This is a genomic window from Phyllobacterium sp. 22229 (genome assembly GCF_052056495.1).
Classification (GTDB): domain Bacteria; phylum Pseudomonadota; class Alphaproteobacteria; order Rhizobiales; family Rhizobiaceae; genus Phyllobacterium; species Phyllobacterium myrsinacearum.
The window spans coordinates 304,340-328,893 of record NZ_JBQEPA010000004.1; the positions used below are offsets into that span (position 1 = coordinate 304,340).

Sequence of the window (24,554 nt, forward strand, 5' to 3'; positions counted from 1 at the left end):
GCTGCCTACCCCTGAAATGCGTCCAGAACCAGCTTCAGCAGCCGTCCAAATTTGTGACGGTCAAGCTGCCGTCCCTGCACATCGGTATCGACCCGGTGTATGAGCACCATGTCCAGTGCCGGCAGGACAATGCAGAAATGGCCGCCCGCGCCAAAGCCGGCATAACTGCCCTTCGGCGTCACCACTCCAGGGAAAAATACGCCGTCGCGCTCCAGCCACCACATATAACCATAGGCCCCGCGCGCACCGGCGTGGGAATAGGGCATGACGCATTCCTGTGCCCAGCCCTGCGGCAGGATGTGGGCGCCGTTCCATGACCCATGGCGCAGGTAAAGCTGACCGAAGCGGGCCAGATCCCGTGTCGACAAGCGGAACGGATAGGCCGCATGGCGGCTTTCGGTGAAATGGTCATGCCAACCATCCGGCTTTTCACCGGCAAGCGAGAAATCTTCAAATTGCAAAGGCTTGGCGATGCGCTCGTCGAAGGCTTGATGAACCGTCTTGCCTGTCAATTGCTCAAAGATCGTACCGAGCGCATTGAAGTCCCAGTTGTTGTAGCACCAGAAGGTGCCCGGAGCATGGGAATACCGCTTTTCCTTGATCATCCGCATCCACGGTGTTTCATAACCGGCAGCGTGATAAATGCCTGAACGGGCGGTCAGCAGGTCATAGACTGTCGCCTGCCTTTCGACCGCGCTCAGTCCATCATTGTCATCAATGTCCAGTGCTTCGAGCGTCTGGCTCAGATCAATGGTTCCATCTTCGACATCCCGCCCCATCAGGGCGGCCAGAATGCTTTTACGGATCGAATGACAGAGATATTTGCGGGTGATGTCGCCATAGGTGTAAACAATCTTGCCACCCTGCACGATCATCAAAGCATCGGTTTCCTGCGCATCGGCGCAGGCATCAACCGCTTCCAGCCCCTTATCCAGCCAACCAGCGGCTGAAGGGTCCTTGATCCGCTCCCATTGCCCTGCCGGATTGGCTGCCGAATGATAGTTCATTATTGCATGTCCTTGTCATGATTGTGTGCGACCGCCTCGACGCTCGCCTGCAGGAAATCCTGCGTGTAGGAATCCCGAGCCCGCGATTGCCGCAGATCGTCTGCGGTGAGTTCTTCCAGTATAATGCCTTTGTGCATGACACCGACGCGCTCGCAGATATGCGCGACCACGGCCAGATCATGCGAGACCATGAGATAGGTGAGGTTTCGCTCGCGGCGCAGCGTCTTCAGAAGATTGAGAATTTCCGCCTGAACCGACACGTCCAGCGCCGAGGTCGGCTCATCCAGCAGCAGCACCTCAGGTTCAATGATCAGCGCGCGGGCAATCGCCACGCGCTGGCGTTGGCCGCCTGACAATTCATGCGGATAGCGGTACATGAAGTTTGGCCCGAGCCCGACGGCTGCAAGCACATCGCGGATACGCTCTTCCCTGCGGTCCATGTCATGAATCGCAAGAGATTCAGCAAGTACCTTGTACACCTGTTTGCGCGGGTGCAGTGAAGCGTAGGGATCCTGAAACACCATCTGCACCCGGCGGAAGAACGCCTTGTCGCGCGCGCCGGTCATCGGCTGACCGTCAAAGATAAAGCTGCCCTGATAATGCGGGATCAATCCTGCGAGCGCGCGCAAAATCGTCGACTTGCCGCAGCCGGATTCTCCTATCAGGCCATAGGCTTGGCCGCGCGCAATGTGAAAGCGAGCTTTCTTGACCACGGCGGTCCGTTTGCGGCCTTTGCCGAAAATAACCGACAGATCCGACACATCAACGTGCGGTCCCCCAATGTCTTTCATCATGCCTGTCCCTCGCTCAGAGTTGCACCGCTCAACCAGCCCGGATCACGCTCTGGAACTTTCAGCATGTCGACCGGGTGATCCAGCCGTGGAAGACTGGCCAAAAGCGCCTGCGTATAGGGATGCCGGGCCTTATGCAGTTCCTTGGCAGGCAGGTCCTCCATGATGCGGCCCGCATACATCACCAGAACGCGGTCGCAGAAATCGGCAACCAGGTTGAGGTCGTGGCTGATGAACATCAGCCCGGTGCCGGAACGGCTGACAAGTTCATCCAGGACAGTCAGCACCTGCCGACGCACCGTCACATCCAAGGCGGATGTCGGCTCGTCGGCGATGATCATATCCGGCTCCGGAATGAGCATCATGGCGATCATCACGCGCTGTCCCATGCCGCCCGATATTTCATGCGGGAACAGTTTCATGACACGTTCCGGATCGCGAATATGGACGGCTTCCAGCATGGCCAGTGTTTTTTGCCTGGCTGTTGCGGGCCGTGCGCGATGATGGAGACGATAGGCTTCCATGATCTGATCGCCGATACGAATCAAGGGATTGAGTGAGTATTTCGGATCCTGCAGGATCATGGAAATACGGTTTCCCCGTATCGTGCGCATCTTCCGTTCGCTGGCGGAAAGCAGGTCGACGCCATCAAAACGCATTGTCTTCGCGCGAATTTGTGCAGATTTCGGTGTCAGTTTCAGCACCGAGCGGCCCGTCATCGATTTGCCCGACCCGGACTCACCGACAATTCCCACCTTCTCACGTCCGATGGAGAAACTGATGCCACGCACAATGTCGATATCGTGTTTCACACCCGGAAACGATACCCAGAGATCATCAACTTCAAGCAGAGGTTTTGTCATGATCTTTATCCGTTCCGTGGATCGAGAATATCGCGCAGACCATCGCCCAAAAGGTTGAAGGCGAGACTGGCAAGAAGAATTGCGCAGCCCGGCACCGCAGCAAGCCACCACGAGGTCATCATGAATTCGCGGCCGCTGGAAAGCATAGCGCCCCATTCGGGGCTTGGCGGCTGGGCGCCCAGGCCCAGAAAGCCGAGGCCCGCAGCCGTCAGAATGATCGACGACATGTTGAGCGTGATGCGGATGACGACCGAGGGGATGCACATCGGCACGACGTGTTTTGCAATCACACGCATCGTGGATGCGCCCTGCAGGCGGATCGCGGCGACATAGTCGGACGAGCGAATGGTCAGGGTTTCCGCACGGGCAAGACGGGCGATCGGCGGCCAGGCGGCAAGCGAAATCGCGATGACCGCATTTTCAATACCGGGCCCAAGCGCAGCGGCAAAAGACAGGGCGAGAACGAGACTGGGAAACGCAAGAAAAATATCGACAATGCGCATCAAAGCCGTGTCGACCCAGCCGCCGATATAGCCGGCAGTGGTGCCGACGATCAACCCGATCGGTGCAGCGATAATCGCTGTCAGTGTGACAATATAGAGCGTGATGCGCGAGCCAAAGACAAGACGGCTGAAAATATCGCGCCCCAATTCGTCAGTCCCGAAATAGTGGGCCCATGACGGCCTTTGCAGCCGGTTCGCCAGATCATTGGTTCCGATATCATGGGTGGCTATATAGGGCGCAAACAACGCCACCAGAACCAGCAGCACAATCACAAAGAGGCCAAAGACGGCTGAGGTATTGGAGAGAAGCTTCAACCAGGAACGCCGCAACTGCTGTGCATTGGCTTGCAACGCAGAGGTCGGCACGGGCGCGGTCAGCCATTCACGCAGAGAACTGAAAGAGCGCACCGGATTTGTCGTGAGTTCATTGCTCATCTATGGCTCCTATCGGGTTCGCGGATCGAAAATGCGATAGAGAAGATCGCTGATCAGATTGATGCCGACGAACAGAATGCCGACGATCAACGTGCATCCGACGACGGCGTTCATGTCACCGGCCAGAAGCGCATTGGTGAGATAACGGCCAAACCCCGGCCAAGCGAACACGGTTTCCGTCAAGACAGCTCCCTCCAGCAGAAATGCATAGGAGAGCGCAACAACCGTAACCACCTGAACGGCGACATTGCGGAAAGCGTGCCCCCAGACAGTGCGTGCCCAGGAAAGCCCTTTGACGCGGGCGGTAATGATGTATTCCTGATTGAGCTGCTCGATCATGAAACCGCGCGTCATGCGGCTGATATAGGCCATGGAGCCGAAAGCAAGGATCAGGGCAGGCATGATGACGTGACTGACGGCATTGCCAAAGGCATCCCATTGCCCCTGCATTGCGCTGTCGATGAGCAGGAAGCCCGTCGTCGGCTCGACCGTATATTCATAGAGAAAGTCGATGCGTCCCGGCCCGCCGATCCATCCGAGCGTGGCATAGAAGATGAGGAGCGCCATAAGGCCAAGCCAGAAATTCGGGGTGGAATAGCCAAGCAGACTGATCATGCGCACGGCATGATCCAGCGGTGAATTGCGGTACATGGCCGAGAACACGCCAAGCGGAATGCCGAAGCCGGTCCCGATGATGATGGCGACCGTGGCCAGTTCGATGGTCGCCGGAAAGACGCGGCCAATATCCTCCAGCACTGGGCGTCCCGACGTCAGCGCATTGCCGAAATCGAACATCATGGCATTCTTGAGATACAGGCCATATTGAACAATCAGCGGCTGGTCGAGGCCAAGCTTGCGATACATCATGTCGTAAGCCTCCTGGGAGATATTATCGCCCAGCATGGCAACGACCGGATCAAGCGGCAAAAGACGGCTGATGAAAAATGTCAGCGTGACCAAGCCCAGAAGCGTAATGGCCACGGAAAAGATCAGGCGTGCGGCGGCGGCGAGAAACAGAAGTACGGGCCCGAACTCCTCCTCGCCTTCCAGGTCTTCCAGAATGTCGTGCGTCGTCATCGGCTTTGATCCTGAACAAGAGGAATAAGGATGCGAAATCCACCCCACGTCCGGTAATGTTCGCCCCCGCACAACCAATGCGCCTTGAGGCAGTTGCAGACATCACCTGATCAACGTAGAGGCCGCCGGTCCGCGATGGGACCGGCAGGGTCTTGAAACGCGTTATTTCGCCGCCAGATCGTAATAGACGCGGAATCCGTTCCAGCTCCAGTTCTTCATGGCCTTGCTGACGCCGGCAACATTGTAGATCTGGAAGATGAAGGCGTGCGGACCTTTCTCCATCATCTGCTTTTGCAGATCGATATATCTCTGCTTGCGCGTGGATTCATCTTTTTCAAACAGGGCGTCGTCTACCTGTTTGTTGACCGCCTCGTCGAAATAGCTGGCACGCCAGCTCGGATACATGGTCTGCTTGGCTTCGGCGCGGTTGTCCGGATTGAAAATCTGGCGCGAGGCGTTGCCATGCGCATCCGGCACTGTTGTCTGCCAGCCCATCAAAGACGTCTGGAATTCACGGCCGCGGATACGGCTGAACAATTGCGCATTGGCCATGCGCTCGATCTTGATCTTCACGCCCGCCTTGGCAGCAGCATCCTGAATGCTTTGTGCAATCGGAGCCGCATAAGGCGCGGTGCTGATGAACATTGTTGTTTCGAAGCCGTTGGGATAGCCAGCGTCTTTCAAAAGCTCCCTGGCCTTTTCCACGTCGAGCTTGAACGGCTGGCCTTCCCTTTCATCGAGCGCACCAAATGCACCGAGTTGAACGAAGCTTGCGCGCGGAACGCCCACATTGTGGATGACCGTTTTGCCAAGGCCTTCATAATCGATGAGATAGCGCATCGCCAGACGCACTTTCTCATTGGCGAAAACCGGATCTGCATTATTGAAATTCCAATAGAACAGCGACGGTTTCAAAGCACGTGAGGCTGTTGCCTTGTTCTGGGTTTCAAGGTCGCGCAAATCTTCAGGCGTCAGATCACGGGCAATGTCGATATCGCCCTTTTCCAGCAGCAGGCGCTGCGTTCCGGCTTCTGAGACGTGGCGGATCAACACCTGCTTCAGCTTCGGCGCTTCGCCCCAATAATTGGTATTCGCCTGTAGGATGACAACTTCCGCCGGGTTCCACCGCATGAGCTTGTAGGGCCCGACACAATCGGAACGTGTGGCAAGATATTTATTGCCCATATCCCCATCAACCTGATTTGCCATCAGCGCTTTCTGATTGAGCAGTGCGGCAACACGATTGGCGGCAATGGCGGCCAGAATGAGGTTGGCCGGATAGGGCTTATCAAGCCTGAACACCAGCGTCTTGTCGTCCGGGGCTGTGATGCTCTGGTCTGCATTATCCTTGGTGAAACCATATTCAGTCAGCGTCGCGGCGTTGCCAAAGCCAAGTTTGACAACACGGCGCAGCGACCACGCCATGTCTCCTGCGGTTGCCTTTTCGCCGGACGGAAACGCCAGATCGTCACGCATGTGGAAAGTGATCTGCAGCCCATCCTGGGAAACGTCCCAGCTTTTTGCCAGCTTGGGCACAAGCTTGGTTTCATCGGCGGGATCGAAATCGACGAGTGGATCGCAGATATTCTGGATGATCTCATTGGTGGCCGCTTCGCCGATCTGCGCCGGATCAAACGTGCTGATGGCATCGATATTCCAGGCCATTGCCAGCGTATTGGGTGGCGATGCCGCTTCTGCGGCAAAACTGATACCTGCCAGGCCTGCAACAAGGATAAGCGCCGTGCTGCGGCGCAAAATTGTTCTGGTCTTCAAATCGCTCATGTTCGTCCCCTTTTATGATTTTCATGTAGCTTGGAGGGCACAGCGTCCTCGCCGACACGGTGCCAGACCGGATTACTCCGCCGGGCGCGGTTGGAGCGGCGGGTTAACCTCCGGTGGGATTGGGCAGGTATAGGGTGTTTTCGCGAGGCGTGCCTGATGATCAGCCTTGGCCTCTTTCAACAGGGCTTCGTCTCGCAAGACATCCAACGCGGTTCCGGCCATGACCTTGGCGGCGTAGACCATCCCCTTGTGCGCAGCAGGCATTTTGCCCTGCGCCGTGATCTGCCAGGAGTGACCCGGCGAACCGATGGCATGGGTGGCCACACGTGCCTGGACGGTAGGCACCGCCCAGCTGACATCGCCCAGATCGGTCGAACCGATCATCGGCACGCCTTTCTGCTCGCGCGGCAGCACATAGTCGCAAAGCGGCGCATTGTCCGCGAGCGGCTGGCCAACACGCTGATAGTCGGTTTCGATGTCTTCCCGCGATAGCGTAGCCTGGATTTTTGCGGCAAACGCCCGGTCCGCATCATCAAACGGCACACCGCCCAACCGTTCCATATTGGACTGCATGATGGTTTCAAGCGGTGTATTGCCCAGCAGGTTCGACACCGCACTCATGATCGAAATATCGACCGTGGTTTCGGTCATCATGGCCGCGCCCTGCGCTACCTTCTTCACCCGTTCATTGAGTGCGAACATGCCCGGCAAATCGGTGGCGCGGATCGCATAACGGATCTTGGTCTTGGCCTGCACGACGTTGGGAGCGATGCCGCCGGCATTGAGATAGGCGTAATGCATCCGGCAATCGGCAGGCACATGCTCCCGCAGGTAATTGACGCCGACATTCATCAGTTCCGCCGCATCGAGGGCGGAGCGCCCTAGATGCGGTGCGGCGGCGGCGTGAGAGGCCCGGCCGGTAAACTCAAAATCCATCCGCGTATTGGCAAGCGATTGCGCATCGTCCACTTGGGTGAACGATGCCGGATGCCATGAAATGGCAATATCGACATCATCGAAAGCCCCTGCACGCACCATGAACGCCTTTGCCGCGCCCCCTTCCTCCGCTGGACAGCCATAATAGCGCACGCGGCCGCGTGCGCCTGTTGTCTCCAGCCAATCCTTGACGGCAGTAGCTGCAAGAAGAGCAGCCGAACCAAGCATATTGTGACCACAGCCATGACCATGCCCTGTGCCTGGGATCGGGCGCGGCTCGGCAATCCCAGCCTCCTGACTGAGGCCCGGCAGCGCGTCATATTCGCCCAGAATCGCGATGACCGGCCCGCCCTCGCCCGCTTCACCCATCACCGCTGTTGGAATGCCGGCAACGCATTCGGTAATGTTGAATCCTTGCGCGCGCAGCATGGATGTATGTTCAGCACAGGACTTGTACTCGGTATAGGCTATCTCGGGCATTGCCCAGACACGGTCACTCAGAGCCTCAAACGCGCTCCTTTTGCAGTCGACCAGATCCCATATCACATCACCATTTTTCATGGTGTCACTCCCAGATTGTTCAGTTCAAAGATTCTCGGCGATGAAGCGGGCCAGAGCGCCAAAGACGCGACGACGGTTTTCGATACGGGCAAAGCCATGCCCTTCATGCGGAACGCGCAGATATTCCACCGGCTTACCCAGGCCGCGCAGGCAGGAATAAACCATCTCGCTCTCGCATGGCGTCACGCGCGGATCTTCCAAGCCGTGCGCAATCATCAACGGCGCTTTGATGGCATCAATCCGGTGGATGGGCGAATAGCGCTCCAGCTGGTCGCGCATGGTTTCCGCATCGCCATATTCGGCAGCGCGCAGTTGCTTGCGCCACGGCCCAGTCGTCTGCAGCAAGGTCAGAAAATTGGCGATTCCGTAATATTCCACGCCCAAGCGCCACAAATCCGGATATTCGGTCAAGGCTGACAACACCATAAACCCGCCATAGGAGCGGCCGAACACCCCGACGCGGCTTTCATCCACGTCTGGCCGGGCGCCCACGGCGATGCGCACGGCTTTGAGATCCGCAACGCTGTCCATGCGCAGTTCCCGGTCATCCAGATGCTGATAGCGGCGGCCATAGCCGGTGCTGCCGCGAACATTCGGCGCCACCACCATGATTCCCTTGGCCAGCATGTATTGAATGTCAGCGCGAAAATCCGGCTTCCACTGCGCCTCGGGCCCGCCATGGACGATGATCATGACCGGATAGCCGTCCGGTCCCGCCGCAACTTTCGGCAGATAGACGAAATAAGGAATGTCGAGCCCATCGAAGCCCGCGACACTGGTCACGGTCGGCTCGATAAAGTCCGGCAATCCGGCAGCGGCTTTGGGCACATCCGTCAGCCGCGTGAACGTGCCGGTCTCAACATCGCAGCGCCATATATCGCCTGACGTGGCCCCACCCTCGATTGGCATGACGAGCGCCGTGCCATCGGGTGTCCAAGCAACGGAACCAATCACGCAAGGCATGGGGGTTGCGAGCTGCTTCAGGATATTTCCGGAACGGTCGATGACGACCAGATCATTCCATCCCTGGCGATTGACGATGAGCGCGATCCTGGCTTGATCGGGCGCTATCGCCAGTGCCTCGATATCCTGCTCTGCAAAGGCTGCAAGTTCCACGAGGGTATCAGCCTCGAACAGCTTTACCATCAGTGAGAGATATTCTCTCTCCTGATCGGAGATCATGAGAATACCGGAATTATCCTTGAAGAATTTGGGTGCGAGGTAACGCGCCCGCCCCATATGGGGTAGGATATTTTCATAGGTGCCCGTGGCAAGATCGAGTCTGCAGAAATCTTGATCCATCATCGCCCTCTGGCAATCATTGACCAGAAGGAACGCCCCGTCGGGAGAAAAGGCAAAAGGTGTGCGCCATCCCTCGCCTTGATGGACGCATTTCACCGCGCCCGTTGCGATCGTCATCACGTAGAGATCCATATGCGCGCGGTCGCGATAATTGGCCGAATAGGCAATCTGCAAGCCATCAGGCGACCAGCATCCCCAGCCATGAACAACGGTCGTGTCGGTCGTCAGGAGGCGTGGCTCTTCCTTGGCATTTTCGATCAGCCAGAGCTGATGACGCTCGTCGCCTCCCCAATCCGTTGTGATCAGGAGGTCGCGGCTCTTTGGGTTGAAGGCAAGATTACCAACCGGTTCTGACAGGGTGGTCAACTGACGGGCTGGACCGCCCGCCAGTGGACGCACCCAGACCTGCAGCGTACCGCTTTCGTCACTCAAATAAGCCAGCAGCTCGCCATCGGGCGAAACGGCGGGTTTTACCGCTTTGCTGATATCAATGTAGTGTGACATCGAAAGCGCGGGATCAGTTTGCAGTGCGTCGAGCATCGTCATATCTGTCTTTCGTCAATGGGATTAACCAGCGGCGGCGGCCGGTGCGGCAAATTTGATCGCAGTTGCCAACCGCCGGGAGGCTGCTTCGAGTTCTTTCGCCATGGGCCCAACCGTCGATTGATGATTGGAAAGGGTGACAATCGTGAAGGCGGCTTCCGGCCAGGCATTCCTCAGCTTCCACGCCGTCGCCATCGGCGTTACGGTGTCGTACCGCGCTTGCACGATTTCCGCTGGCAGATGACGGATGAGATCGATGTTTTCCAGCAGGTGGCCTTCCGGCAAGAACGCCCGATTCATGCAATAATGGGTGAAAATCCGCGAAACAGCCAAGGCCGCATCCGGATGCAATAGCTGTCTTACATGATCAAGGCTTGGTTCGAATGTCTGGGTACGGGCTGAAAAGCCACGCAGGGCCTTGGCGGCAGCGAGCTCAACAGCCTGATCACCGCAGGTCAGCCGTGCATAATAGGCCTTCAGAAGAGTGCCGCGTTCCTCGGGAGGGATGAATTCAGCGAATTCCTGCCAATGATCTGGAAAAATGGCCCTGCAGCCGTGAAACCACCAGTCGATGTCATCCTGGTCCGCCAGGAAAATGCCATGCAGCCGAAATCCAAGGCATCGCTGCGGAAAAGCAATGCCATAGGCGAGCGCGAGACACGATCCCCAGGAACCGCCTGCAACCAGCCACTGCTCGATGCCAAGAACCTCGCGTATCCGTTCCATGTCGGCAATCAGGTGCTGCGTGGTATTTTCGGAAATCTCTGCTGTTGGTGTCGAACGTCCCGCGCCGCGCTGATCGAAAGTGACGACGCGATAGGCAGCAAGATCGAAGCTTGCGATCTGTTTTGCCGACACACCGGCGCCCGGCCCGCCATGCAGGAACACTGCTGGGATGCCCTCAGGATTACCGTATTCTAAAACGGAAAGTTCATGTGTCGTGCTGACAACCAGACGAAATTCCTTGTTCGGCAGGATTTCCGTATCCATCCGTCCCCCTCAAACATCATCATGTCCCTTTGCCGCGATTTTTTGTTTTTCCGCGGTCGCAAATTTTATAGTCGGTAAATTTGGGAGTTGGCTAATGCAATTTCAGACTGCTTATTCCAAAACGGAATAAGGTTGCAAATGCGGCACGGCTCGCCAAACGAGCGGTATCCATCTGCCCATTTATGCGCGGGAATGCTCGGTTGCTCTGCCGTCTCGCTGGAAAATTGCATCTCAAGGGTTGACGGGACCGTATCGAGAACCGAAACTGCTCAGAGTCGCAACCGACAGCCCTTAGGGCACAGGCATCATTTTGCCGTCTCAGTTTCGGTCTTTCCCGGGAGAACCATCTGAACAGTAGAACCGCAGTATTGCAATCTCGGAAGCGGGCATATGTCCGTTCGTTTCGCGTGCAATATGGACGGCCCATGCATCTGAAACAAAGAGGATTCATATTGTGCGCCAGACTAAAACCGCCACTGCCTTTTGCGCGCTTGTTGCCGCGCTGGTGATCGCAGGATTTTCCAACACAGTTTCTGCCCAGACCCAAACGGAGACCGCCCCGGCTACACCTCTGGCTGTGGGATTGACCAATGGTGGCAATGCAGAGGCACAGGTGGTCGAGGCGGTTCGCAAAGACGATATCCTCACCATCAAGTTGCGCTTCAAACCTGTCGTCCCGGACAAATTGGAGCGGATTTACGATTCGATCAGCAAGACCGACTACGAAAACAGTTTCTACCTTCTTGCCGGCAACAAGAAACACCTTTTGCTGACGGACAGCAACGACAAGCCATTGACCGATCCATATCTGGTTATAAAGACCACCAAAGGTTCACCGATTGCAGGCTCCTGGCATGGCAGATTTCCCGCCCCGCCGAAGGAGGTGACTGAGGTGTCGTTGACGATACCTGGAGTCGAGACACTCGACGCAATCAAAATCACTGACCGATAGTCATGCCTGGAGTCAGCCGGTTCGGCCTTGCAGCGGTGATGATGGTGGCGGGAGTAAACTGGTCCTTCGCGCAGGATCTGGTCTACAACCGCGACGTCCGCGGCCTTAAAGCCACCATCCTGGAGCTGAAGGGCCTCCCTTCTGATCTGGATAGCGCCATATCGGATTTGTCTGCCAAGGCCGATGGGCTTGCCGCCCAACACAGCGGTCTTTCAGTACGACAGGACAAGCAGACCGTCAGGGTGTCAATGACGGGCGATATCCTATTCGATTTCGACAAAGCCAGTGTCCGGCCGGCTGCGGAATCGACGCTCGACGATATTGCGCGTTTGGTCAAATCGGTTTCCACCGGCTCCATCGTCATTGAGGGTCATACCGACGCCAAAGGCTCTGCCCGTTACAACAAGAATCTGTCCCTTCGGCGGGCGCAAGCCGTAGCCGAATGGTTGATGGCACGCGGAGCCGAAAGGACGCGCCTATCGGTCAAGGCTTTTGGGGACAGCCGTCCCGTGGCACCCAACACCCTTGAAAACGGCGACGACAATCCAGACGGGCGAGCACTGAACCGGCGCGTCGAATTCGTGTTTCCAAGACAATAGTGTCCGCGGTTGCTTGGCCGAAAGCCATGCGACTGATGCTGCGCTCTGCTAAAGTCGCTCTGGCCGGCCCTCATTGCAACCGGCGCGCGACTGCACCGCGGCGGGACTGGACAGACAAATCCTCATCCTTCCGATCAGTTTCGAGGCTTTGCAGGATTGGGCAGTGGGGGCGATGGTCACCATGGCAGGCGTTGACGAGCTCGGTGAGCGTATGGGCCATGTCCTGAAGACCCTTGATCTTCCTTTCCAGTTCGTCAATGTGGCCTTGCGCCAGCTGCTTGACTTCGGCGCTCCGCCGGGTGTCGTCACGCCACAGGCCAAGAAGATCGCTGATATCGGCAACCGAAAAGCCAAGATCGCGTGCGCGCCGGATGAAGCGCAGCATATGGACATCGGTGTCCGAGTAATCGCGGTAGCCGGAAGATTTCCGGTCTGCAGCCGGAATGAGGCCGGTCTGCTCGTAGTAACGGATCATCTTAGCCGAAACGCCCGATGCTTTAGATGCCTGTCCAATGTTCATCAATAATCTCCTTGAAACGGTGCAACAGCCGCCTCGGATATAGGGCCGGCTGTTGCGGCTTGTCACTTCGCCACTTTGAACCGGCGCAATCGCAGCGCATTGCCGAGCACGAACACACTCGACAAGGCCATGGCGCCCGCGGCAAAGACTGGCGACAAGAGGATGCCGTAGGCCGGGTAGAGAAGGCCCGCCGCGACGGGGACCAGAGCGGTGTTATAGGCAAACGCCCAGAACAGGTTCTGCCGGATATTGCCGATCGTCGCCTTTGACAGAGCGATCGCGTTTGCTATGCCCCGCAGGCTGCCCGACATGAGAACGACATCCGCCGCCTCAATTGCGATGTCCGTACCTGTCCCGATGGCGAGACCCACATCCGCCTCCGCCAGCGCCGGGGCGTCGTTAATGCCATCGCCCACAAAGGCAAGCTTGCCATACTTGGCCCTGAGACGGCGAACCGCATCGACCTTGCCGTCCGGCAGCACTTCCGCCACCACCTCGTCAATCTCCAGACGAGCCGCTATGGCTCCGGCCGTGCGGGCATTGTCGCCCGTGATCATCGCAACCTTCAGGCCGAGTGCATGCAGAGCTCTGATTGCCGCAGGCGTCGTGTCTTTGATCGGGTCAGCCACGGCGATGATTGCCGCGAGCACGCCGTCGATTGCGGCGTATAGGGGCGACTTGCCTTCGTTGCCCAGACGCTCGGCAACGTTGGACAACGCTGCCACGTCATAGCCCAGTTCGGCCATGTAGCGGTCTGCACCGATCTCAACGCGTTTGCCGTCGACCTTGGCCTTGACGCCGAAGCCCGTCACCGATTCGAAGTCCGACACGGCCGGCAGAGCGATGCCCTCCCCGGCCGCCGCTTCCACGATCGCACCGGCAATCGGATGTTCCGATCTGGCCTCGACAGCTGCGATAAGACCCAGGACATTGGGACGGACGAAGCCAACGGACAGTTCCAGATCGGTCAGCACCGGCTTGCCCTCGGTCAGAGTGCCGGTTTTGTCGAGCGCCACGATCTTGGCGTCCTTCAGCAACTGGAGCGCTTCACCCTTGCGGAAGAGCACGCCGAGTTCGGCGCCACGGCCGGTGCCCACCATGATCGAGGTCGGCGTTGCCAGGCCCATGGCACACGGGCAAGCGATGATCAGGACGGCAACGGCGTTGACCAGCGCGAAGGTGAGCGCGGGCGACGGGCCGAAGACGAGCCAGGTCGCAAAGGTCAGCGCCGCTACGGCGAAGACAGCCGGTACGAACCACATGGTGACCTTGTCGACCAGCGCTTGGATTGGCAGTTTGGAACCTTGAGCTTCTTCGACCATGCGGATGATCTGCGAAAGCACCGTATTGCCGCCGACAGCGGTCGCGCGGAACGCGAACGCGCCCTTCTGGTTGACTGTGCCGCCGACGACCGCACCGCCCACGGACTTTGAAACCGGGATTGGCTCGCCGGTAACCATCGACTCGTCCACATAGCTGGCGCCTTCGACCACCTCGCCGTCGACAGGCAGGCGTTCGCCGGGGCGAACCTCGACGATATCGCCGGAAATGACCAGGCCGACAGGCAGATCGACCGTCTGGCCGCCCCTGCGGATACGCGCCGTCTTAGCCTGAAGGCCAGCCAGGCGCTTGATCGCTTCGGATGTCCGGCCCTTGGCACGGGCCTCGAGCAGGCGGCCGAGCAGAATAAGCGTCACGATAACCGCGGCGGCTTCAAAATAGACGTTGATGGCCGCGGGCGGAAGAAAGCCGGGTGCGAAGGTCGCGACCAACGAATACCCATAGGCCGCAAGCGAACCGACGGCCACAAGCGAGTTCATGTCGGGGGCGAGACGCCAAAGCGCCGGGAGCCCCTTGTTATAAAAACGAATGCCCGGAATAAAGAGCACAAGTGTTGTCAGTGCGAACTGGATGTACCAGCTCCACTGCATGCCAATCGTCGATTCGATGAGGCCATGCACGCCAGGAATAAGGTGCGATCCCATCTCGATGAGAAAAATCGGCGCGGTAAGCACCGCCGCGATAGTGAAGTCGCGGGTCAGTCCGCGACGCTCCGTTTCCTTCTTCTCTGCGCGCCCTGCATTCTCATCCAGACCGCCATCATTTGCAGCTGCGCCGACCACCTTTGCCTCATAACCGGCGTGTTCGATCGCTGCAATCAGCGTAGCCGTATCGGTGGTTCCGCGGATCGTGGCGCGCTCTGTCGCCAGATTGACGGCCGCTTCCGTTACGCCGGGAATCACCTTCAGCGCGCGTTCAACGCGCCCGACGCAGGATGCGCAGGTCATACCCTCGATGGATAGCGATATCGTTGCAGATAGGTCTGTTGTTCGAACGGGAGCATTCATAGCCGCCTCCTTTATCGTTCCGAAATTGAAGTTCGGAGGGAAGGTGGGGCTTCCAACCATGGGAAGGTCAATAGCAAATTTTCCTTTTTCACACCCCTTGACCTTACCACGGTTGGAAGCCCCACCTTTGAACGCATGAGGCCAAACCAAGGAGAATTCTCATGGAACTTAAAATCGAAAACATGACCTGCGGCGGCTGCGCCAAATCCGTGACCAAGGTGATCCAGTCAGTCGATCCCAACGCCAGAATCGAGACCAATCCGGCAACAGGCATGGTCAAGGTCGAGACGACCGCTACCCCAGCGGCCCTTCAAGGGGTTCTCGAAGAAGCCGGTTATCCGGCGACCATGAGCTGACATGATGACGCCTTAGCGCGCGGACCGCTGCAAGCAGCAACCGGACGCGCGGATTCCAGGAACCGCCGTTGGCGAAGAAAACGAAACTCAAGACCAGTTGTGCGGCCTTGCCGCTCACTGTCAAACGACTGAAAGGAGACGATCAATGCATCGGCGGACTTTTCTAGCGAGTCTTACAGGCCTCGTCGTTGCCGGGCCTGCGGCAGCCCAGATGAAACACGATATGGGCCGCATGAGCGGCCATGGCAATCACACCATGCCCGTGACGAGCACCCTTCCCGTTTTGCCGGAGGGGCAGCCGCTTCAGGCGTTGCCACGCCTGTCCAACCAGTCGGCCGTACCCGGCATATTCAAAGCAGAGTTGGCAGCAGAACCAGGTGTCGTACGGTTCGCCGAAGGAATCGATACGCCAGTGCTTCTCTATAACGGCACCAATCCCGTGATCGAGGCGCATGAGGGCGACAGAGTCGAGATCAGCTTCAGGAACGGGATTCCCGGCCAACCGACAACGATCCATTGGCATGGCATGCCCGTGCCAGCCGACCAGGATGGCAATCCGGCTGACCCCGTAGTTTCAGGCGGCGAGCGCGTCTACGCGTTTGAACTGCCGGAAGGCAGCGCGGCATCTTACTGGTTTCATCCGCATCCCCATGGTCTGACCGCCGAGCAGGTCTATCGCGGGCTCGCCGGTATCTTTCTGGTCAAACCGAAAGACGATCCCATCCCGGCGGAATACGGCGACACGGTCCTCATGCTCACCGATCTCAGGATCGCCCCCGACGGGACGATACCGGAAAGCACAATGACCGATTTTATGAATGGCCGTGTTGGCGATCATCTGCTCGTCAATGGCCAGAAGAACCCGCAGATGGCTGTGGCACTTGGCGAAAAGCGCCGTCTGCGTCTCTACAACGTGACGAATGCGCGATTCCTGCGGCTCAAGTTCGAGAATGCCAGCATGACCCTCATCGGAACGGACGGCGGCCTGATCGAAGCGCCCATCGCCATCGATGAGCTGCTGCTCACGCCGGCCGAACGCGTTGATCTGATCGTCTCCTTCGACAAGCCGGGAGCGGCCAAGCTCATTACGCTCGAGTATGAGCGCGGTTGGATGGGGCCGGGCAAGCCCGACGAGGCTGGCAAGATCCTACTGACCGCGAACGTATCCGACGAGCCGGCGGCCGCGACGCCGCCCCTACCGGCGAAGCTGCGCGCCATCGAATCTCTTGGGAAGCCGGTCGTCACACGCCGGTTTGTACTGACGGAAACCATGGGTGGAATGAACCATGGCAGCATGTCGATGCAAGGCATGGATCACGCCACCATGTCCATGCCTTCCGACAGCATGGGGATGAAGTTCCTGATCAACGGTGCCAGTTTCGATATGGACCGCATAGACGAAGTCTCGAAAGCCGGGCAAGTCGAGCTTTGGGAAGTCATTAACGAGGCGGATATGGATCATCCGTTCCATGTGCATGGAACGCAGTTTCAAGTGGTAGAGCACGAGAAGGACGGGAAGGTTACCACGCCATCCTATCGCGCGTGGAAGGATACGGTGAACGTTGTGGCCGGCGAGACGGTCCGGATACTGTTGCGTCAGGATCTACCGGGACCGCGCATGTATCATTGCCACATCCTTGAGCACGAACAGCTTGGTATGATGGGTACGGTTGACGTTCAAGCCTAGCCGTGGATCAGCGAATGAAACAAAGGACCGCCGCGGCGATTTGAAAATCTGACCACCGGGATGTCGCTTTGTGCAATAACGGCTGGAACTTCAAGATTCTTTCAATCCCGCAGCACTGAAAGAATGGCCAAGGGATCCATCTCCCGATACTCTTGAAACATCCGAAGTAGAGCTTGTTCGCTGCAACCCACGGCACCGGCAATGTCTGAAAGAGCGATTTTATTGCCCACATTGGCATGCATGAATGCTTCAGCGTCTATAAGGCACTGTGGTAATAGCCGGTCATCCGGGTGATGTGACACTGCTCGCCCTTGTGAATCGCACCGATTGATCGTGCTACAGCGCCGCACATATCGGCCAACGCCATCAATTGGCTCCTAGTTCAGATGCTCGTTGGCCCGGTGGCTCCTGATGGTGCATGATCGCACAAATGGAAATGACCTCTCTCTGACGCACGAATTCATGTCGGTCATGCTTGGCGTGCGCCGGCCGCGGGTCACGGAAACACTCCATGTCCTGGAAGGCAAAGGTTACATTCGTTCGTCCCGCGGAAAGACAACCGTTCTCAATCGCGTTGGCTTGATCGAAGACGCCGGGGGTTACTATGGCGTGGCAGAGCAGGAATATGAAAACCTCATGAACATCATTTAGGTTTCAAGGCGCCCGACTTCGGATTGGCTGCCTGGAACAGGCGGTCGGATCTGTGGATCGGCAGGAAATGGAAGGCGTATGTAACCCAATCGATGTATGCGGATGTCACGTGGGCGTTAATCCCCCTCTAATCATGACATGAAGAAAGAACCGGAATAATATGGGTTGTTAAAACGAATTGGAATACATCCAAACAGGGAGCAACAGGTGTCCATCGGTCAAGATGCGAAACGCCGCAAGGCACACAATGCGCCGGCCGCAATCATCATAGAACCGCATACACTCGTGCGTACAACGATCATCCGGCTTCTCCAGCACGAGCTTGCAGGTTGGGATCTGATCGATATGGTCTCTGTCGAGACTCTCGATAGTGCCCTCGGAATGGATGTGCATCTCATTGCGCTGGACATGGCTGGAAGAACTCTCGCGAGCGCCAGTCTGTGCCACGATCTTGATTTCATTCGACACACATTTCCTGAGGCTTCGATCGCCCTTCTCTCCAACACGGACGATGTCTTGGCGGCCTCTCAGGCACTTGAGATGGGTATACGCGGCTACTTCACAACCTCAATTCCGATCGATATCGCGCTTGCGGGGATGAGACTCATCCTTGCCGGTGGTGTTTTCTATCCCCATCCATTCGTCGCACACCCGAACGCTTCAGCAATGCGAAGCAAACCCCAGAATACGCCGCACAAAATAATCGAGAACAATACACATTTCATGTCAATTGCGGACTTCACCCCACGCGAAGCGGATGTTCTTGCGGAACTGCAATGCGGACATCCCAATAAGGTCATAGCGTGCAAGCTGAATCTTTCGGATCATACAGTGAAAATGCATTTGCAGCACATCATGCGAAAACTGCAGGTGCAGAATAGGACCGAAGTGGTCGCCCGGCTCGGGCAAAAAGCAACGTCAGACATTTCCGTGCAATGACTCATGCATTGCTTTGCATGACGACAGCGGCCAACTGGCAAAAACACAGTCCCGAATATGACAGGCGATGCCCTTGCCGGAATGGATCGCCTGTGTCGCGTCAATCTTCGCGAAACGCGCGGGTGAAACTGTCGAGGAGCGGCCTGACGGCATAAAATGCCACACTGCTCTCCCCGGTTTCGATCAGCGCCTGTGCAGGCATGCCCGGAATCAGCGTGACATCGTGTATTTTTGCCAGCCGTTCGTCGGTCACGCGGATTGTTGCGGCGTAGTAGGGTTGGCCGCTTTGCTTATCAACGAGGCGATCGGCAGAGACGTATTCGACCATACCTTTCAATAATGGTACGCGACGTTGGTTGTAGGGAAGCAGATGAATCTGCGCCTCAAGCCCTGAATGGACGCGATTGATATCTTCTGGCCGCACATGTGCTGACACAACAAGATTGCCGTTACGTGGTACGAGATCGACGAGCGGCTCGCCCGCACCAATAATGCCGCCGGCAGTGTGAATACGCAGATCAATGACCACCCCATCCTCGGGCGCTCTGATTTCAGTCCGCGCGAGCTGATCGTCTATTGCCCGTAGTCTTTCGCTCAGTTGCAATATCTGGCCTTCAGCGTCGCGCATGCCTTGAGCGACTTCGTTTAACCGGTCACTTTCGATTTTCACAAGATAGGCTTGGCTTTCGCTGATGACCTGGTATGCGCGCGATATCTGGGCGACGACTTCCCCGAGCTGACCGTCGAGATCCGCTATTTCCCTCTCCAGAACAAGCAGCCCGGTCTTTCGTTCAAGCCCCTTGGCCGCCAAAGGGCCGACGGCATCGAGCTCCTGCCGTGCGATTTCCACCCTCTGCGTCAGCGCAGCCTTCTGCGCCATGAGACCGGAAATTTCCTCCTGCACCTGATCCATTTTCTTCTGTGTGATGGCGATCTCGGATTTCATCACCAGCCGGCGCGTCTCGAAGATGTGCTGTTGTCCGTCAAGAATGCCCTCGATTGCCGGATTGGTCACTCTGAGGGTTTCGAGATCCGCACTATAGGCAACTCGCTCGCTACCCCTCTGTTCCGCACTCAGGCGCGCCTGACTTGCCTTGGCATCCCAGAGCTGTCCCTGGAGACTGTCGCGCTCCGACCGTGATTTCGTGTCGTCTAGCTGGAAGAGGAGCTGGCCGGCTTTCACGGTATCGCCGTTCTTGATGAGGATTTGCCGCACGATACCCCCTTCCAGATGTTGGATGACCTTGCGGCTTGTTTCAGGCTCGACAACGCCTGCGGCGATTGCCGCGCTTTTGAGTGGCGCAAGGACCGACCAGGTGCCTAGGCCAATAATGAAGACGCCGATCAACAGATTGCCTAACAAGGCAACGTTTCGAAGCCTCGGCATTGGGGAAGCAGGAGCTAGCGCTCCGTTGATTGGTCCAACAACCGGCACATAGACAAAGTGCTTCTTCGTTTGACCCGGCTTTACCACGGCGTGGCGCAAAGTATTAAACACACCTGAAAACTTGAGCGGCATGTCGAATTGAACGAGGGCCATTTTGCTGCCTCCTATGTCCCTGTTCGTGCTGGCGGTTGAAGATAGGCGTCGTAAATTTCGTCACTGTCTCCGAAAGCATCGATGCTGCCGTTCCGCATGATCGCAATTTTGTTGGTGACTGGAAGAACGCCCAACCGGTGCGTGATAATGACAACCGTCATCCGCTTGGCTCTCATGCGCTGAATCGCATTGAACAGAACACGCTCGCCGTCATAGTCCAGACTTGAGTTTGGATCATCAAGCACGACAAGGGCTGGATTGCCGTAAGCCGCCCTTGCCAGCCCCAGCTGCTGTCGCTGTGCACGCAGGAGCAAACTGCCGCCTTCGCCGATGTCGGTCTCGTAGCCCTGCGGGAGGCGCATGATGGCTTCATGCAGACCGACGAGTTTGGCTGCGTCGACTGCCTTGGTGGAATCGGCGCCATCAAGCCGGCCGATCACATCCTTGATTGCGCCGCCGAACAACTCGATGTCCTGCGGCAGGTATCCGATATGGCGTGTGCCTCCGCAAAGACGTAGGGCGGATATATCCACGCCGCCAAGCAGAGCGCTTCCGCTCGTCGGTTGCAGGACGCCGGCCATGACCCGTCCAAGCGTCGATTTGCCGGACCCTGACGAACCGATAAGCGCTACGCAATCACCAGGCGCGAGGCGCAATGAAACATCATTCAATATGTGCCGGTCGGCGTACGGCATGGCGAAGCTCACATTCTGAAGCACGAGGCTGCTGGATTCAGGCACCGGTACCATGCGCGACCCGGCATCCGATGCGACGGCAATCAGCATCCTGTTGAGACGGTTGAAAGCGCTGCGCGCGTAAGCGAAGGAACGCCAAGCGCCGATTGCCCCCTCGATCGGAGTGAGCCCACGGCCCAGCACCAGGCTGGCGACGAAAATAATGCCAGGGCTGCTGCCGTCGGCAAGCACCAGCCACGTGGCGGCACCCATCACCAGAATTTGCGTCAGCGTGCGGATGGATTTCGAGAAGCCAAGGATGATCTCGGTCCGGTGCATCGCGTTGTCCTGTGCCATCCGCGCAAACTCCGCATCGCGGTAGACGATCTGCGCGGCACCATCCTGCATGCCCATTGCCCGGACCACTTGGATGTATTTCAGCGCCGTTCCAAACCGGGAATAGCTCCGCGCCAGTGCTGCACTTGCATGGGTAAGCGGTTCACGTGTCGCAAGCTCGGTCAGAACAGCCAGAAACAGCAGTATAAGCGCGCTCAGGAGGCCAATTGCTCCAAGCAGAGGGTGAACGAGAAAAAGCAGAAGCAGGAAGACCGGCGCCCACGGTATGTCGAAAAGCAGCGAGCTCGCAGGGGAATCGAGAAATTGGCGCAGCGAAGCGAGATCCCGATAGCAATCGGCGGCAACACTCGTATTGACCCTTGCTGCATATTCGAACGCCGCGGTCAGGACAACTGGCCGCAATCGATGATCGAGCCAACTGCCAATACGGGTAAGCGCCGCGCGGCGCACGATATCGAGCACCGAGCCGACAACGACGGCAACTGCGATGACAAGCGTCAACATCAGCAGCGTGTCGGTGCTCCTGCTCGACAGGACGCGGTCATAGATCTGGAGAAGATAGATCGACGGTGCGAGTAGAAAGATATTGTAACCGCAACTGTAAATGAAAACCAAGCCAAAAGCGCCTGCGCAGGCTCGAAGGGCTACGACCAGATGCGTCGGTTGGCGCTCGGATTGTATGATATTCGTTGTCATTATCAGATCTCGGTTTTCGCGGTACTGACAAGGCAAACACCTGGCCGCCGATGAGGATCGTCGGTTTGGACCCGACGTTCCTCACGGGCCGGAAGCGTCAGATCAAATGGCTCAGATCGAGATCGACGTGGCTGTGGTCGAAATGATCGAGCGTATTTGATACGGACTGAGTCGTCGTTGTGGGATCGGTGTGAACCACTGCAGCCGAGATATCGCCACCGCGTGCAATATTGCCGTTACCGCCATTGCCGCCGACGCCGGCGAGAATAGTGGCATGCTGATCTGCAAAGAATTGGGTGTTCTGGGTAGCAGTCGTTGCTGCAGAAACTGCTGCTACGTCACCGCCACTGCCGTTCGTCTCACTCCCATTCGAGGTGGAAGCGCCGCCAGCGCCGCCTGCACCATTGTTCGTGATGGACGAAAGGGTCCCGTTCTCAGCTTCAGCTGCGCCGCCATGGCCACCAGGCCCCGCGCCCCAATCCGCAGTTTGCCAAACGTGATCGCCATTGTGCAGATCCGTATCTGCGCCATACACGGTCTGTGAATTGGCGACATACGCACTGGGATTGTAGTTGATATCTCCATAGCTATAACCGTCGCCGCCGTTGCCGGCATTTGCATCGCCTGCGTTGGCATGATTGAGCTGGATCGTATCGGATAATTGTGGAATAGGCATAACTATACTCCCTTTATATCGTTTGTCGGTGTTTCTCCCACGCCCTGGTGCCCGGCGATGTCATCGCCAAGCAAGATAATCGCCTTGGAACAGTGCCCGCCATTTGCATCGCGAACTAGCTAGATATTCGGGGACGTTCTTTTGGGGAGGGTATGGCTGTATAGGGGGGACGAATCGTCACGACATCTGATCGGCTATAGCCGCGCGGCTCTTGGCGGCGATCTGCTCGCCGCAGACGTTTCATTGTATTTGAAATGGAAATTAGCCGGGCTTTGCTCGCCGGGGCATGTCCATCCACGCCGCGTCCGATAAATCATGTGCTTACACATGCAAGAACGAGAGAATGTCGTCTACCAGCGCCGAATGGGCATGCGAGACATCGCCCCCATGGCCACCAATGCCTGCCATTTGCAACGCATGTTGATCGTAAAGGACGTGATCAAGTTGTTGCGCGTCGGCCGTGCCGCCCGCAGGTACGGCGATGTTGATGGGATGGAAATATCCTATATTCACGTCCACCATGCTGCCGTTCGAAAAACCCGATCCGCCTCCGCCAGCGGCATGATCACCGGTGAAAATCGTATCGGAACTAAGATTGAAACCACCGCCATTGCCTCCAATGCCCGCGATTTGAACGGCGCCCTGGTCGAAGACCGCATTGTTGGTCTGATGGGCCTCGGCCGAACCACCTGCGGCACCGACCGCAATATTGATCGGCGAGAAAATGGCAACGTTCAGGTCGATCATACTACCGACGAAATAGCCGTTGCCGCCATGCCCCGCATACAGGTCGCCGCCGTAGGTGAGCGCAGACCCGGACCCGCCCTGGGAATCATGGATTGTTGCATTGTGGTCGCCGCCAGCGCCGCCGACCCCACCGATCTGGGTAGCATCCTGCAGCATGGCCGAATTGTTCGATTGATCGGCAATAGCGTGTGCTCCCGGTCCGCCGGCTACGGCAATATTGACCGGGACGAAACTCCCGACATCCGAACTTACCATGCCGCCGTAGAAAATCCCGTTGCCGCCGCTACCGGCATGATGGACATTGTCGCCCCCACCACCGGTGAGCACAGCGTTGCCAAGGCCGCCGTTACCGCCCATACCAGCTATTTCGGTGGAATGCTGATTCATCAACGCATTGTTGCCCTGCAGTGCCTCAACCACAGCATGCGGTCCGGCAATTGCGGCGTTTGAAGGCGCGAAGACAGCCATGGGGGTGCTGCTTATGACGCCAATCGCGATGCCATCGCCGCCGCTGCCAGCTGAACTGCTTGGCACAACCTCCAGGGGAAGCCACGTTGGGACGAGCGCCAAATGTCCCGAGGCGGAACCGGGAATCGCATTCTGGCTGGTGCCCGTACTGAACACCCCTTCCGTTGTGGGGCGGTTATCCGCCATCGTCGTTACTCCACCTCAGCTGCAACCATCTGCCTCGCGAAGCTCCGCGAAACCCATGGCTCGACCAGACTTTATTGTGCCGTCAGATGAGCAAAAAGAAGAGCCTGCAATTCATCTACAGCCATCTGGCTGTAGGGATAGCTATTTGACCGTAGTCCTTTCAGGCCAATTCATATGGCATTTGAGAGATTGGAACGTCTGCCCATCTTCCAGGCAAACGATATAATCTGGTGTGGGCGCCAGGTCACCTCTGGGCTACGGTGGCAAAGGCGGATGCCCATGTTTCTGCCACGCACGGTGCGTCCTTCGGGTGCGTGCCCGCCAATGCCTGCAAAAGGTTTAAGCAGAACAAGCCCATCAGACTATAT

20 protein-coding genes and 1 pseudogene are annotated in these 24,554 nt (G+C 57.5%); 6 read left to right on the plus strand and 15 right to left on the minus strand.

The window, feature by feature from the left end:
• Window positions 1-5: 5 nt before the first annotated feature.
• The 9 genes from ACTJJ7_RS07055 to pip form a co-directional block, all read right to left on the minus strand.
• Window positions 6-1,007, minus strand: coding sequence for a serine hydrolase domain-containing protein (locus ACTJJ7_RS07055; RefSeq protein WP_440966249.1), 1,002 nt, complete (start codon window positions 1,005-1,007; stop codon window positions 6-8).
• Window positions 1,007-1,801 (minus strand): ABC transporter ATP-binding protein, encoded by a 795-nt coding sequence (locus tag ACTJJ7_RS07060; protein ID WP_440966251.1) that lies wholly within the window; start codon window positions 1,799-1,801, stop codon window positions 1,007-1,009. The genes ACTJJ7_RS07055 and ACTJJ7_RS07060 overlap by 1 nt, the downstream gene beginning before the upstream one ends.
• On the minus strand, window positions 1,798-2,661 hold the full coding sequence (locus ACTJJ7_RS07065) for an ABC transporter ATP-binding protein (RefSeq protein ID WP_440966253.1): 864 nt from the start codon (window positions 2,659-2,661) through the stop codon (window positions 1,798-1,800). The genes ACTJJ7_RS07060 and ACTJJ7_RS07065 overlap by 4 nt, the downstream gene beginning before the upstream one ends.
• A gap of 5 nt (window positions 2,662-2,666) precedes the next feature.
• Window positions 2,667-3,599 (minus strand): ABC transporter permease, encoded by a 933-nt coding sequence (locus ACTJJ7_RS07070; RefSeq protein WP_130272551.1) that lies wholly within the window; start codon window positions 3,597-3,599, stop codon window positions 2,667-2,669.
• A gap of 9 nt (window positions 3,600-3,608) precedes the next feature.
• A complete protein-coding gene (locus ACTJJ7_RS07075; protein ID WP_440966255.1) occupies window positions 3,609-4,676 on the minus strand; it encodes an ABC transporter permease in 1,068 nt (355 codons plus the stop codon).
• A gap of 162 nt (window positions 4,677-4,838) precedes the next feature.
• A complete protein-coding gene (locus ACTJJ7_RS07080; protein WP_440966257.1) occupies window positions 4,839-6,458 on the minus strand; it encodes an ABC transporter substrate-binding protein in 1,620 nt (539 codons plus the stop codon).
• A gap of 72 nt (window positions 6,459-6,530) precedes the next feature.
• A complete protein-coding gene (locus ACTJJ7_RS07085; RefSeq protein WP_440966259.1) occupies window positions 6,531-7,955 on the minus strand; it encodes a M20 family metallopeptidase in 1,425 nt (474 codons plus the stop codon).
• A 24-nt stretch (window positions 7,956-7,979) separates the two neighbouring features.
• Window positions 7,980-9,803 (minus strand): S9 family peptidase, encoded by a 1,824-nt coding sequence (locus ACTJJ7_RS07090; RefSeq protein WP_440966261.1) that lies wholly within the window; start codon window positions 9,801-9,803, stop codon window positions 7,980-7,982.
• A gap of 21 nt (window positions 9,804-9,824) precedes the next feature.
• Window positions 9,825-10,790: a prolyl aminopeptidase gene (gene pip / locus ACTJJ7_RS07095; RefSeq protein ID WP_440966263.1), complete on the minus strand. Its 966-nt coding sequence runs from the start codon at window positions 10,788-10,790 to the stop codon at window positions 9,825-9,827.
• A gap of 454 nt (window positions 10,791-11,244) precedes the next feature.
• On the opposite strand from pip, the gene ACTJJ7_RS07100 reads away from it, so the two are divergent.
• Window positions 11,245-11,742 (plus strand): hypothetical protein, encoded by a 498-nt coding sequence (locus tag ACTJJ7_RS07100; RefSeq protein WP_245421122.1) that lies wholly within the window; start codon window positions 11,245-11,247, stop codon window positions 11,740-11,742.
• Window positions 11,743-11,744: 2 nt separating this feature from the next.
• Window positions 11,745-12,341 (plus strand): OmpA family protein, encoded by a 597-nt coding sequence (locus ACTJJ7_RS07105; RefSeq protein WP_105734738.1) that lies wholly within the window; start codon window positions 11,745-11,747, stop codon window positions 12,339-12,341.
• A 70-nt stretch (window positions 12,342-12,411) separates the two neighbouring features.
• Here the strand turns inward: ACTJJ7_RS07105 and cueR are convergent, their stop codons facing one another.
• Both cueR and ACTJJ7_RS07115 read right to left on the minus strand, forming a co-directional pair.
• Window positions 12,412-12,861, minus strand: a complete 450-nt coding sequence (cueR, locus tag ACTJJ7_RS07110) for a Cu(I)-responsive transcriptional regulator (protein ID WP_440966265.1) — start codon at window positions 12,859-12,861, stop codon at window positions 12,412-12,414.
• Between the two features lie 62 nt (window positions 12,862-12,923).
• A complete protein-coding gene (locus ACTJJ7_RS07115; protein ID WP_440966267.1) occupies window positions 12,924-15,359 on the minus strand; it encodes a heavy metal translocating P-type ATPase in 2,436 nt (811 codons plus the stop codon).
• A gap of 11 nt (window positions 15,360-15,370) precedes the next feature.
• Between ACTJJ7_RS07115 and ACTJJ7_RS07120 the strand changes: the two genes are divergently transcribed.
• From ACTJJ7_RS07120 to ACTJJ7_RS07135, 4 genes and pseudogenes are all read left to right on the plus strand, one after another.
• Window positions 15,371-15,565, plus strand: a complete 195-nt coding sequence (locus tag ACTJJ7_RS07120) for a heavy-metal-associated domain-containing protein (protein WP_105734736.1) — start codon at window positions 15,371-15,373, stop codon at window positions 15,563-15,565.
• A 145-nt stretch (window positions 15,566-15,710) separates the two neighbouring features.
• On the plus strand, window positions 15,711-17,252 hold the full coding sequence (locus ACTJJ7_RS07125; RefSeq protein WP_105734735.1) for a multicopper oxidase family protein: 1,542 nt from the start codon (window positions 15,711-15,713) through the stop codon (window positions 17,250-17,252).
• A 393-nt stretch (window positions 17,253-17,645) separates the two neighbouring features.
• A pseudogene (locus tag ACTJJ7_RS07130) lies at window positions 17,646-17,903 on the plus strand (Crp/Fnr family transcriptional regulator); the annotation flags it as partial.
• A gap of 207 nt (window positions 17,904-18,110) precedes the next feature.
• Window positions 18,111-18,842, plus strand: a complete 732-nt coding sequence (locus ACTJJ7_RS07135) for a LuxR C-terminal-related transcriptional regulator (protein WP_440966269.1) — start codon at window positions 18,111-18,113, stop codon at window positions 18,840-18,842.
• Between the two features lie 100 nt (window positions 18,843-18,942).
• Here the strand turns inward: ACTJJ7_RS07135 and ACTJJ7_RS07140 are convergent, their stop codons facing one another.
• From ACTJJ7_RS07140 to ACTJJ7_RS07155, 4 genes are all read right to left on the minus strand, one after another.
• Window positions 18,943-20,382, minus strand: a complete 1,440-nt coding sequence (locus ACTJJ7_RS07140; RefSeq protein ID WP_440966270.1) for an HlyD family type I secretion periplasmic adaptor subunit — start codon at window positions 20,380-20,382, stop codon at window positions 18,943-18,945.
• A gap of 11 nt (window positions 20,383-20,393) precedes the next feature.
• The gene (locus ACTJJ7_RS07145) at window positions 20,394-22,109 is read right to left on the minus strand and encodes a type I secretion system permease/ATPase (protein WP_105734733.1); all 1,716 of its coding nucleotides are present in this window, start codon (window positions 22,107-22,109) and stop codon (window positions 20,394-20,396) included.
• Between the two features lie 97 nt (window positions 22,110-22,206).
• The gene (locus ACTJJ7_RS07150) at window positions 22,207-22,785 is read right to left on the minus strand and encodes a PE-PGRS family protein (protein WP_105734732.1); all 579 of its coding nucleotides are present in this window, start codon (window positions 22,783-22,785) and stop codon (window positions 22,207-22,209) included.
• Window positions 22,786-23,106: 321 nt separating this feature from the next.
• Complete coding sequence (locus tag ACTJJ7_RS07155) at window positions 23,107-24,186, minus strand: hypothetical protein (RefSeq protein ID WP_130272563.1); 1,080 nt, start codon at window positions 24,184-24,186, stop codon at window positions 23,107-23,109.
• Window positions 24,187-24,554: the final 368 nt, after the last annotated feature.

Coding starts and splice junctions, on each gene's coding strand:
- ACTJJ7_RS07055 (WP_440966249.1), bottom strand. CDS start 1,007: ATGAACTATCATTCGGCAGCCAATCCGGCAGGGCAATGGGAGCGGATC.
- ACTJJ7_RS07060 (WP_440966251.1), bottom strand. CDS start 1,801: ATGATGAAAGACATTGGGGGACCGCACGTTGATGTGTCGGATCTGTCG.
- ACTJJ7_RS07065 (WP_440966253.1), bottom strand. CDS start 2,661: ATGACAAAACCTCTGCTTGAAGTTGATGATCTCTGGGTATCGTTTCCG.
- ACTJJ7_RS07070 (WP_130272551.1), bottom strand. CDS start 3,599: ATGAGCAATGAACTCACGACAAATCCGGTGCGCTCTTTCAGTTCTCTG.
- ACTJJ7_RS07075 (WP_440966255.1), bottom strand. CDS start 4,676: ATGACGACGCACGACATTCTGGAAGACCTGGAAGGCGAGGAGGAGTTC.
- ACTJJ7_RS07080 (WP_440966257.1), bottom strand. CDS start 6,458: ATGAGCGATTTGAAGACCAGAACAATTTTGCGCCGCAGCACGGCGCTT.
- ACTJJ7_RS07085 (WP_440966259.1), bottom strand. CDS start 7,955: ATGAAAAATGGTGATGTGATATGGGATCTGGTCGACTGCAAAAGGAGC.
- ACTJJ7_RS07090 (WP_440966261.1), bottom strand. CDS start 9,803: ATGACGATGCTCGACGCACTGCAAACTGATCCCGCGCTTTCGATGTCA.
- pip (WP_440966263.1), bottom strand. CDS start 10,790: ATGGATACGGAAATCCTGCCGAACAAGGAATTTCGTCTGGTTGTCAGC.
- ACTJJ7_RS07105 (WP_105734738.1), top strand. CDS start 11,745: ATGCCTGGAGTCAGCCGGTTCGGCCTTGCAGCGGTGATGATGGTGGCG.
- cueR (WP_440966265.1), bottom strand. CDS start 12,861: ATGAACATTGGACAGGCATCTAAAGCATCGGGCGTTTCGGCTAAGATG.
- ACTJJ7_RS07120 (WP_105734736.1), top strand. CDS start 15,371: ATGGAACTTAAAATCGAAAACATGACCTGCGGCGGCTGCGCCAAATCC.
- ACTJJ7_RS07125 (WP_105734735.1), top strand. CDS start 15,711: ATGCATCGGCGGACTTTTCTAGCGAGTCTTACAGGCCTCGTCGTTGCC.
- ACTJJ7_RS07140 (WP_440966270.1), bottom strand. CDS start 20,382: ATGGCCCTCGTTCAATTCGACATGCCGCTCAAGTTTTCAGGTGTGTTT.
- ACTJJ7_RS07145 (WP_105734733.1), bottom strand. CDS start 22,109: ATGACAACGAATATCATACAATCCGAGCGCCAACCGACGCATCTGGTC.
- ACTJJ7_RS07150 (WP_105734732.1), bottom strand. CDS start 22,785: ATGCCTATTCCACAATTATCCGATACGATCCAGCTCAATCATGCCAAC.
- ACTJJ7_RS07155 (WP_130272563.1), bottom strand. CDS start 24,186: ATGGCGGATAACCGCCCCACAACGGAAGGGGTGTTCAGTACGGGCACC.